Origin of the sequence: uncultured Brachyspira sp. (genome assembly GCF_934747485.1) — a bacterium.
In the GTDB taxonomy this organism is placed as follows: domain Bacteria; phylum Spirochaetota; class Brachyspiria; order Brachyspirales; family Brachyspiraceae; genus Brachyspira.
Map to the genome: position 1 here is coordinate 20,086 of NZ_CAKVGN010000031.1, position 11,793 is coordinate 31,878.

Sequence of the window (11,793 nt, forward strand, 5' to 3'; positions counted from 1 at the left end):
TTTTTAAAATAGTAGTATAATTAACATAAATTTTTATTTAAGGATTTTTATTATGATAGATGTAAAATTAATAAGAGAGAACATTGAATTAGTAGAAGAGAATTTAAGAAAGAGAAGGAGTAAAGTTTCTCTTGACAAATTAAAAGCTTTAGAACATGAGAGATTAGACCTTTTAAAAGAAGTAGAGCAAGACAGAGCTAAAAAAAATGAATCTTCAAAAAAAGTCGGTGAATGTATGAAAGCCGGCAAAAAAGAAGAGGCAGAAAAAATAAAAGAAGAGATGAAAACATTTACTGAATCCTTAAATAAAAAAGAAGAAAAATTAGCAGAATTAGAAGAGGCAGTTAATAACGAAATACTTTATTTGCCTAATATGCTTTCTGAAGATGTTCCTGACGGCGATGATGAGAAGGCAAACAAAGAGATAATAAGATGGGGAGAGCCGCGTAAATTTGATTTTGAAGTAAAGGACCATGTGGATATTGCTGTAGGGCTTGATATACTTGATATTGAAAGAGCTGTAAGAATGGCAAGAACTCGTTTTTCACTTATGAAAGGGAAAGGGGCAGCATTAGAGAGAGCATTGATTAACTTTATGCTTAAGAAACACACAAGCGAGCATGGCTATACAGAATATGTGCCGCCTATGCTTGTTAATGGCAGAACTATGACAGGTACTGGTCAGCTTCCAAAGTTTGAAGAAGATTTATTTAAAACTACAGATGACCCTGCTTTATATCTTATACCTACTGCAGAAGTTCCTCTTACAAACATATATAGAGAAGAGATTATACCTGAAAATATGCTTCCATTATATTGTACTGCTTATACACCATGTTTCCGTTCTGAGGCTGGTTCTTATGGTAAGGATATGAGAGGTTTAATAAGACAGCACCAATTTGATAAAGTAGAACTCGTAAAAATATGTGCTGCTGACAAATCTAAAGAAGAGCATGAGAAAATGCTTAAAGATGCTGAGAGTATTTTACAGGCATTAGAATTACCTTATAGAGTAGTCGTTCTTTCTTCTGGGGATATAGGAAATGCTGCTTACAAAACTTTTGATATAGAAGTTTGGCTTCCTTCACAAAACATGTACAGAGAAATTTCAAGTGTAAGTAATTGTTGGGATTATCAGGCAAGAAGAATGCAGATGAGAACAAGAAGAAACGGTAAAACTGAATTAGTACACACATTAAACGGTTCTGGTATTGCTGTTGGAAGAACATGGATTGCTATACTTGAAAATTATCAGCAAGCAGACGGAAGCGTAATAATTCCAGATGCTTTAAGACCGTTTACTGGTTTTGATAAAATAGAAAAGGTTAATTAATGCCGTCATCTAAAGACTTTCTTAATATAGTATTAAACAAACTAGATTCTTTAGATGATATTAATTATAAACAGATGATGGGGGAATACATAATCTATTATAACAAAAAAATAACAGCTTATGTATGCGATAATCATCTTTTTATAAAGTCTACTGATAAGGCAAAAACTTTAATAAAGGATTATATATTAAAGCCGCCTTATGAAAATGCTAAAGATATGATATTTATAGAAGATATCAATAAATATGATGATGATTTTTTTGAGCATTTATTCAAAGAGATTTATGATGAACTTCCTTCTATAAAGAAAAAAGCTAAAAAGTAAAAAATAAATAAAAACATTAAAGTGCAAATCCTAAACAAGGTTTGCACTTTTTTATTGTAATAAATTTTCTAATATACTAACGCACGGTTAATGAAATTTTTTCAATAATTTAAACTAAAATTTAATATTATTCAATATTAAAAAATTTATTCTGCGTACGGTTATAGTAAAGCAGCAACAAATAAAAACTTAAAATATATTTTTAACTTTGTCTATTTTTTATTGTTCTTTTTCCACCCTTCGCTTTATTTTTATTCAACTTTTTTGTCGCTCAAAAAAGTTGCAAAAAACGCAAGTGCTTTAGCTTTGCATGTTTGAAATATATTAATATAAAATAATATCTGATTTTGGATATGCTTAAAAGCTAGTTTTTTTAATGCAATTCTTTTGGTTCTTTTATACCAATAAAAGAACTGGGGGTTCGGGGGCTAGTCCCCGAGAATAAAAAATATAAAAATATTTTTTGATAGATTTCAAAATTTTTAGTGTATATTTAAACAATAATTTTTTATCAATTTTTTCCCGCTGCAAAAATGAAAATTTCTTTAACGCACGTTAAACGACATTTTTAATATAAATTGATTAATTAATATTATTTTTATTATATATAAAAATCAGCTAACCGTGCGTATAATAAAACTATTCTAAATAAGCATTGAAAAATCTATATAACCCTTGAGAATCATATTCAACCCCTTTTAATTTTGGTGAAACTAACAATGCTTCAGAATAAAAATATATAGGAATAACAGCATTATCATTCATAAAAATATCTTCTGCCAAATGAAGAGCTGGCATTCTTATATCATTATCTTTGTTTGTTGAAGCAATATCAATGTATTCATCAAAAGTTTTATTTGAATATGAGCCGTAATTGTTTGGGGCATCACTTTTAAATATGTTTAAAAAGTTAATAGGGTCATTATAATCAGCATACCACAAATAAACAGCTAAATCAAAATTTCTATCATACATGTTTTGAAGATAAGAAGCCCATTCATGCTTAACTATTCTTACATCGATGTTTAAATTCTCTTTAAGCATGCTCTGAACAGCATCAGCAATGTTTATATCAAACTCCCTTGTAGCTATAAGCAAATCAATCACAGGAAAGTTTTTGCCGTTTTCGTATCCTGCTTCGGCTAATAATTTTTTGGCTTCTTCTAAATTTGCCTGATAGTTTGAAGATACTATATAATCTCCTCCTTTTTTTCTAAAATCACCGTCAATGTCATTGATTCCATAAGGCACTAAATTTCCAGCAGGACTTTCACCGCATTTAGTAATAGACTTTACTATATATTCTCTGTCAATGGCTAATGATAATGCCCTTCTTATATTTACATCTTGTAATACTTTTTTGTTTAAATTGTATCTGTAATAATATGAAGCAGCAACTGGAACTATATGAACTATTCCTTTTTCTTTTAAAGTTTCAATATTATTTCTAGGAAAAGGTTTAGCGAAATGTATATTTCCATTAAGCACTCCTGCAAGAGAAGTATTAGGTTCTTCCATTAAAATAAATGTTAATTTGTATGGCTTTATGTTTTCATTGTTCCAATAATTAGTATTTCTTTCAAGTATTATACTTTTATCAAAATTTCTTTCTGTCATCTTGAAAGCACCGTTTCCAATATAAGTTTCAGGCTTTAAAGTCCATTCATCGCCGTATTTATTTACTATATCCTCACGTACAGGATAAAACGGAGGATAAGCAGCTAACTCTAAAAAGTACGCAGTAGGACTATTTAATTCTACTTCAAATGTGTAATCGTCTATTGCTCTAACACCAAGCTCTTCTATAGTTTTTTCTCCGCTTATAACATCTTTGGCATTTTTGATTACTTCAAAATAATAGCTATATTTATTGGCAGTTTTAGGATCAACAGCACGCCTCCAAGTATAAACAAAATCACGTGATGTAACATTTTTTCCATCGCTCCATTTAGCATTGCTTCTTATATGGAAAGTATATATATTTCCTTCTTCATTTATATCCCAGCTTTCAGCAGCCCCGCCTATTATTTTATTGTTTGCATCTTTTTTGGTAAGTCCTTCAAAAGCATGAAGAATATATATCATAGTAAGATTATCAGTGTTTAAAGTAGGGTCCATAGTCAAAGGTTCAGGTGCCAAATTAATAATTATTTCATTAGCGGCTGTTTTTATTTTATCTTTATTTGAACATGATAACATCATAATCGAAAGTATTAGCAGATTGATAGTGATTATTTTTTTTAACATGGTTTGTTCCTTTTTTAAATTTTATTTATTATTTTTTATAAAAAGCATACTTCACCTTACGTTTAAGTATGTTATTTATCCCAATTGATTTTAGGTTTAAATAAAGCATATTGTAAAAAGCTTAAAATTTATGAATCCGGCAGAATATCATTTATAGATGATACACATAAATCAACAGCCTTATCTATTTCTTCTTCATTAATTATTAAAGGCGGATTAAAATAAATAACATTTCCCAAAGGTCTTAATAATAAACCTTTTTTAAGTGCTTTTTTATATATTTGATAACCCATTCTAAGCTTAGAGTCGAATCCCTCTTTTGTGTTTTTATTAACAACTAATTCCATAGCATTAATAAGCCCTATATTTCTAATCTCTCCTACATTTGGGTGATTGAGTAATTTCTCTTTTAATTTGTTATTTAAATATTTAGCTCTTATTTGTGCTTTGTTTATAATATTATCTTCTCTTAAAACTTTTTGCACAGCTAAGGCAGCAGAACAGCCAAGAGGATTTCCGCTGTAAGTATGACTATGCATAAATGCTTTACCTTCATTATAGTCAGCATAAAAAGCATTATATATTTTGTCTGTAGTTATTGTTATAGCCATAGGCATATATCCGCCTGTAAGTCCTTTAGAAACACACATTATATCAGGACTTATGTCAGCATGGTCGCAAGCAAACATTTTTCCAGTACGTCCAAAATTTGTAGCTATTTCATCAACGATAAAAACTACATTATATTTATCACAAATCTCTCTTAATTTTTTTAAATATAAAGGAGGATATATTCTCATTCCTGCACTTGCCTGAAGCAAAGGCTCTACTATCACAGCACAAGTCTCTTCTCCATATGTTTCAAATTTTTTCTCAGCATCTTTAAAACATTCACATTTGCAAGTATCTCTATTTTGATTATATTTGCATCTGTAGCAGTCAGGTGCCTGAATATGTATAGTGTCCATTAACATTGGCTTGTATATTTTTGCATATAAATCCAAACTTCCAACTGATAATGCCCCAATAGTTTCACCATGATAACCATCTGTAAAACACATAAATTTTATTTTTTTAGTGTTTCCTGTTTGATGCTGATATTGAAAAACCATTTTTAATGCAGCCTCTATAGATGAAGAACCATTATCAGAAAAATTGAATTTAGTTAGTCCTTTTGGAAGTATCTTTACAAGCTCTTCGCATAATTGAATAGCCCCTTCATGTGAGAAATTAGCAAATATAACATGTTCTAATCTATCAAGCTGTGCTTTTATATTGGCATTTATTTTTTCATTGCAATGTCCAAGCAAATTGCACCACCAAGAACTTACTATATCAATATACTCTTTTCCCTCTTTGTCATAAAGATATATTCCTTTTCCTCTCTCTATAATAATTGGAGGAAGCTCCTCATAATCTTTCATCTGCGAGCAAGGATGCCAAATATATTTTAAATCTTTCTCTTCCAATGTCATAATAAATCCTTTATGTTTTTATAAACTATATAAAATTAATATTATTCAAAAAGAGTCTCTATGTTCTTATCATCTAATTTTAAAATGCCATCTATAACAACACCTATAATTTTAATCCCTGTCATTTCTTCTATCATCTTTTTATTATCATCATGCATTTCATTTGCTGTTTCAAATCTATTTAATATAAGCCCATTAATTTTTAAATTTTTATTTCTCATATACTCTATTGTTAAAACAGCAGCATTAATTGTTCCAAGTCCTGCATCTGCGATTATAAGAGAAGGTATATTTAATTCTTTTATGATATCTTCTAAAAATATTTTTTTATTATCATCATATCTTATAGGGCATATTATACCGCCGCTTCCCTCTACTATCATATAATCATGTTTAGCAGATATATCAAGATAAGCCCTTTTTATCACATCTATATCAGGAGGATTTCCTTCAATTTGTGCTGCCAAATGAGGAGAATAGGCATGCTTATAAGTATATGACACCATTTCATTATAAGAATCTGGTAACTCAGCTTTTTCTTTTACATGCCAAGCATCACTGTCTGATACATCATGACTTCCGCTTAATGCTGCTTTATAATATCCTATATTTAATCCTTTATCTTTCATGTGTTTTGCAATCAAACCTGATACATAAGTTTTTCCTATATCTGTTCCTGTTGCAGTTATAAAAATAGCTTTAGACATATTAATACTTCCTAATAAATTAATCTTTTGTTAATTGAATTGTATATCCTAATTCTTCTGCCATTTTTTTATCTGTTTCTATTGATATTCCTGACGTAGTAAGCATATCGCCTGTTATAGCTGCATTTGCTCCAGATAAAAAGCAGGATTTCCCTTTATCTTTTAATAGCCCTCTTCCGCCTGCAAGCCTTATGAATGCCTTAGGATTAATAAACCTGTATATAGCAACTATTCTTCTCATATCATTTTCAGTAAGAGGTTTAATATTTTCAAAAGGAGTGTTTGCTATAGGATTAAGCATATTAACAGGTATTGACATTATGCCTAATTCTCTAAGCTCTATTGCCATATCAATTCTGTCTTCCCAATCTTCACCCATTCCCATAATACCGCCGCTGCATACAACCATTCCTGCTTTTTGAGCTCTCTTTATAGCATTGATTTTATCATCATAAGTATGAGTAGTGCATACTTTACTGAAAAAATTTCTTGAAGCTTCCAAATTATTATGCACTCTTCTAAGTCCTGCTTTTTTCATCTTGATAAAATTTTCTTCATCAAGCAAACCTAAAGAGGCACATATATACCCGCTGGTTTCTCTATTGAGTGTTTCTATTGTCTCATAAATTTCATCTATTTCTTTTCTATATAAAGCTCTTCCTGATGTTACTATAGAATATCTTAAAACCCCTTTATCAAAATCACTTTTTCCCTGCTCTAAAATTTTTTCTTTGTCTAATATATCGTACTCTTCACATTTTGTATCATAATGAGATGACTGTGCACAGAACTTGCAATTTTCTGAGCATTTTCCGCTTTTGGCATTGATTATTGAACACATATCAAATGTATTGGAGCAGAAATATTCTCTTATACTATTAGCTCTTGAACATAAACTCTCTAAAGGAGAATAAACTAATTTCATTGCTTCTTCTTTAGTTATATTATATCCGCCAATAATTTTTTGCATTAAATCTTCTAAATATACTTCGTAGTTTATAGCTGGTTCAACATCTCTCATTTATATCTCCTCTTATGATAATTTATAATTTACACTTCCTGATATAACTCTATCTATTTTACCATTTTGAAATTCTATTATAAGAGCAAAAGTTTCATCTATATCAAGTACCCTTACTATATGTTCTTTATCATTTATATTAATAGAAACCTTTTTTCCTATCAAGAATGAACGCTTTTTATATTCTTCATAAAATACAACATCATTAAAATAATAATCATATAAATTTTCTAATATCTTAGCTATTAAAATGTTTCTCATATCGCTTTGAGTATTTATAGTATCATTTTTTAAATTTATTGATGCTGCTATATTGTCTAATTCTTTTGGAAAACCATTCTTAGGAAAATTAACATTGACACCTATCCCTATAACAGCATAATCTAATCTTCCATCTTCAAAACTAAAAGCTCCTTCAGTAAGTATTCCGCATACCTTCTTTTCATTTATAAATACATCATTAACCCACTTTATCTGAGTATTTTCATTTGAAACCTCTTCTATTGATTTTGATACCGCCATAGCAGCTGCTGTAGTTATGAATGAGCTATTAAAAAGTTTTTTCTCTTTTTTTAGATTAAGTATAATGCTCATATATATGCCCGTACCGTAAGGAGAGAAAAAAGATTTACCATTTCTTCCATAACCATTTGTCTGCTCTTCTGCCAATACTACAGTTCCGCTTTCAGCCCCATTAACTGCCATATCTCTTGCTATAATATTTGTAGATTCTACTGTTTTGTATATTTTAAAATTAAATTTATCAGAATATTTAGGCATATTATTCTTTATTATTTTTGATGATAACATATCTGTTTCTTTAGATAGTGAATATCCTTTATTTGAAACAGAGTAAATATCATATCCTTCATTTCTTAATGATTTTACAGCTTTCCATATAGCCGTTCTGCTTACGTTTAAATCATTAGCCAATTTTTCACCAGATATAAATAGCCCCTTGTTTGATTCTAATATTGATATTATATTATCTTTTATATTTGCTGTCATATGAAAATAATATCATAATTATTATAATTGTCAACCTAAAAATAATATAAGGTTTACAATTAAAACGATTGTTTAAAAAATATTATTTAAATTTCAAATTATTAACCACACGCAGAGTAAAATTAAAAGCATAAGTTTAATTATTAATTTATATCAAATAACCTATAAAATTAAATTTATCGTGTGGTGCATAGACTATAAATTTAAATAACATTTGGGAGGGGGGTATCATTACAGAATTAACTGAAAATAAAAAATAGCATAAAAAATACAAATAAAGTTAAAAGGTTTAAAGGGCGGGGGTGTGATTGAAATTTTAACGGAATATGTAAAAATACAGCGTATACGCTATTAAAACATATACGCTTTTTTAATTTTAATTTTTAATATTTATTTAATTTATACGTTTTGATAAACATTAAAAAATAAATTATGCCTATAACAGATGGTACAACACTTGATACAGCCATAGAAATATATATACCTATAAAACCAATACTAATTTCCAATATCATAGATAATATCACTTTAAAAATAATTGAATCTATAAAATAATTAATAAAAGCCAAGTATGATTTTTGAATTCCTATTAAAAAGCTATCAAGCATATACATAAGAGCGTATGTTATACCGTTAAATGAAGCACAAACTCTTAAATAAAATATAATATCATTTATTGTTTTATCATCACCATTATAAAATATAGCTATAATGTTTTTAGCAAATATATGTATAAATGCAACAGCCATCATAGTAATAGAAATATTAAAAAACACAGCAAATATAACAGTATTTTTTATTTTAATATAATCTCTTTCTCCCATACTTGTTGCAACTAATATACTTAAAGCTTCTCCTATAGACCATGATATCATACCAATAAAAGTATTAATCTTAAGCCCTATAGTAAAACCTGTTATTACATCATATTTATTCATCATTATATTAATAATAAAAAAAGAAATATTTATAATAAGCATTTGAAATATGCAGGGAAAAGATACATATATCAATTCTTTCATTATTTTTATATCTATGCTAAAAACTATATCTTTTCTTATGAAATACAATGATAATAAAAAACTCAAAAACTGTGATATCACAGTAGCAAAAGCAGCACCTTTTACTGACAATTTCAATACATATACAAACAAAAAATCCAATATTATATTAGTTATAGAAGCAATAATTATAAAACATAATGATACTTTTTCTTTCCCGCTTGATTTTATCACTGATGATATAGAACTGTATAAAAATATAAAAAACACACCAGAAAAAATTATTCTAATATATTCATAAGCATATTTAAAAGACTCTTTTGGTACGTTCATAAATATTAATATGTGTTTAGAAAATATTATTCCTAATACTGAAATTATTATAGAAAATAATGATGATAAAAATAATAGAGTTGTAATACTTTGTTTATATTTTATAGTGTCATTAGCTCCTCTATATTTGGAAATTATAATAGAGCCTCCTATTGATAACCCTAAAGATACAGAAGTTACAATAAACATAAGTGAAGCACTATTTCCTAATGCTACAACCCCATAATCTCCAATTATATGCGAAATAAATATTATATCTATAATACTATATAAGTATTGAAGTATATTTGAAATAAATAGTATAAACGAAAATTTTATTAAATACATGAAACTTTCCTTGAATGTAGATTGCAAATACAATGCATACTAAATAAATTAAAAAGCTATAAAGGAACCATAGCATAATATTTTTTAGTATGCCCCAAACAATAAATAAAAATATTGCTGGAGCTTTATTCAATAACAAGTTTCATATTTAAATATTATTTCTATTTTTGCTTAATGTCAATTATATTATGATTGATATTAAAAAAATTATTTAACGCACGGTTAGATTAATTTTTTCAATATAATAAAATTTTAACTACAAATAAATCTATATTTTTAATTTTGCTCTGCGTGCGGTTTACACAAAGCTACCACAAACAAAAAACTAAAAATAATAAAGTACAGGTCTTGATTAAGGCTTGCACTTTTTTATTGCATAAATATTTTAATTAAGTTTTGAATTTCTTTAACGCACAGTTAATAAAATTTCATCAATAATTTAATGAAAATTCAACATTATAGTATATTAATTAATAAGAATATTAATTATATTTATTTACTAATATATTTTATAGAAAAATAAGTATAATAAATTGACAAAATATATATATTTCTATATACTATAAAAAATAAATAAATTTTAATTTTCATAAAATAAATAAAATGAAAAATACTTTTTTAAATTCCATTATTATTATTTCTTATGTTGTTATTTTCACAATTTTTTCTTTTATGATTTCATTATTTTTTTCTAAAAAAGATGTTTTTAATCTAATATTATCATTTATTTCTATTATTAGCTTTTTTATTTCTCTCATTGGATTACTATTATCCATTAGCATAAACAATAATATTACTATCCATATAGTAAATAAACATGAAAACAAAAAATTCTATAATGAACAAGAAATAAAATTTGATATAAATAAAAAAGAATCAAATGATTTTACCATTGAGATATGAGATAGCGATTTTATTATTATATTTGTATGCTTCTTCTTTAATTATATTAAGGCAATTTTCATTACCAAGTTCATAAGATTTTATTATATCATTTATTGCCGATTCATTATCTCCCATACGACCTTTTAGTATTCCTAAATTATAATATGAATTCATTTTTATTTTTTTATCTTTGTTATTTACCGAATTCACACATCTATAAAAACATTCAATAGCTAATTGAATTTTATTTTGCATAGCATATATTACACCTAAGTTATAATATGCCCCAAAATTGTTTGGATTAATTTCTAGTATTTTATTTATATCTATAATAGCTTTATCATATTCTTGTAGGTCTATAGAAACTAATGCTCTATTATTATAAGAACTTTCGTGTTCAGGATTTATTGATATTGCTTTCGTATAATAGTTAATTGCTTCAGTTTTATTTCCTATACTATCATAAAAATTAGCTAAGTTGTAATATGGATTAAAGTCATCTTTATTTAATTCTATTGAAAGAAGATAAGATGTTATAACTTTATCTTTATATTCATTTTTTTTAAATAAATTATACAAATTATTATAAACTATACCTTTAGCGTAATAATATAAAGATTTATTATTGTTATTTAATTGTGCACATTCTATAGCCTTATCTAATAATTTTATAGAATATAAATAATCATTTTCATTATTAGATATTGATGCCTTTATATTATATAAATGACTTTCATTATAGTATATACCATCAAAATTATTGTCTATTTTTTTTGGGCTATCAAACATTTCTAATGATTTTTTATATTCGGTATCATTTTTTGATTCTTCGTACTTTTTCATATAAAGAATTGCAATTCCTAAAATCGGATATATGTATTCTTCATCTATTTTTAAACTTTCTGTATAATATTTTTCTGCATTATATAAACCATTCTTTTGCAAATATGTATTACCAATATTATTATATAATACAGAAAGTAAATAATAATCTTCTTTATTAGCTAATTCTTCCGCTATTTTCAAATCTTTTTCTGCATCGTTATTATTATTTTTGGGGCTGTCCTAGATAACTTAAATTTGTTAAAATTTAAGTATGAAACGCAGTAAATTAAGTAAAGATAAACAAT

9 protein-coding genes are annotated in these 11,793 nt (G+C 26.9%); 2 read left to right on the plus strand and 7 right to left on the minus strand.

The features are described 5' to 3' along the window. Positions 1 to 52 precede the first annotated feature (52 nt). Positions 53 to 1,333 (plus strand): serine--tRNA ligase, encoded by a 1,281-nt coding sequence (serS, locus tag Q0H31_RS07095; protein ID WP_013243749.1) that lies wholly within the window; start codon positions 53 to 55, stop codon positions 1,331 to 1,333. Next, positions 1,333 to 1,659, plus strand: coding sequence for a TfoX/Sxy family protein (locus Q0H31_RS07100; protein ID WP_295296757.1), 327 nt, complete (start codon positions 1,333 to 1,335; stop codon positions 1,657 to 1,659). The genes serS and Q0H31_RS07100 overlap by 1 nt, the downstream gene beginning before the upstream one ends. Before the next feature lie 639 nt (positions 1,660 to 2,298). On the opposite strand, the gene Q0H31_RS07105 is transcribed toward Q0H31_RS07100, so the two are convergent. The 7 genes from Q0H31_RS07105 to Q0H31_RS07135 form a co-directional block, all read right to left on the minus strand. Continuing rightward, entirely contained in the window at positions 2,299 to 3,906 is a 1,608-nt protein-coding gene (locus tag Q0H31_RS07105) for a peptide ABC transporter substrate-binding protein (RefSeq protein ID WP_295296760.1), read from the minus strand. Between the two features lie 128 nt (positions 3,907 to 4,034). Continuing rightward, a complete protein-coding gene (bioA, locus tag Q0H31_RS07110; protein WP_295296762.1) occupies positions 4,035 to 5,381 on the minus strand; it encodes an adenosylmethionine--8-amino-7-oxononanoate transaminase in 1,347 nt (448 codons plus the stop codon). Between the two features lie 41 nt (positions 5,382 to 5,422). Continuing rightward, positions 5,423 to 6,088 carry a dethiobiotin synthase gene (gene bioD / locus Q0H31_RS07115; protein ID WP_295296763.1) on the minus strand — a complete coding sequence of 222 codons (666 nt, stop codon included), beginning with the start codon at positions 6,086 to 6,088 and terminating at the stop codon, positions 5,423 to 5,425. Between the two features lie 19 nt (positions 6,089 to 6,107). Continuing rightward, complete coding sequence (gene bioB, locus Q0H31_RS07120) at positions 6,108 to 7,109, minus strand: biotin synthase BioB (protein ID WP_295296764.1); 1,002 nt, start codon at positions 7,107 to 7,109, stop codon at positions 6,108 to 6,110. Between the two features lie 12 nt (positions 7,110 to 7,121). After that, entirely contained in the window at positions 7,122 to 8,117 is a 996-nt protein-coding gene (locus Q0H31_RS07125; RefSeq protein ID WP_295296766.1) for a biotin--[acetyl-CoA-carboxylase] ligase, read from the minus strand. Between the two features lie 383 nt (positions 8,118 to 8,500). Further along, complete coding sequence (locus Q0H31_RS07130) at positions 8,501 to 9,778, minus strand: MATE family efflux transporter (protein ID WP_295296769.1); 1,278 nt, start codon at positions 9,776 to 9,778, stop codon at positions 8,501 to 8,503. Positions 9,779 to 10,654: 876 nt separating this feature from the next. Then, positions 10,655 to 11,689 (minus strand): tetratricopeptide repeat protein, encoded by a 1,035-nt coding sequence (locus Q0H31_RS07135; RefSeq protein WP_295296771.1) that lies wholly within the window; start codon positions 11,687 to 11,689, stop codon positions 10,655 to 10,657. Positions 11,690 to 11,793: the final 104 nt, after the last annotated feature.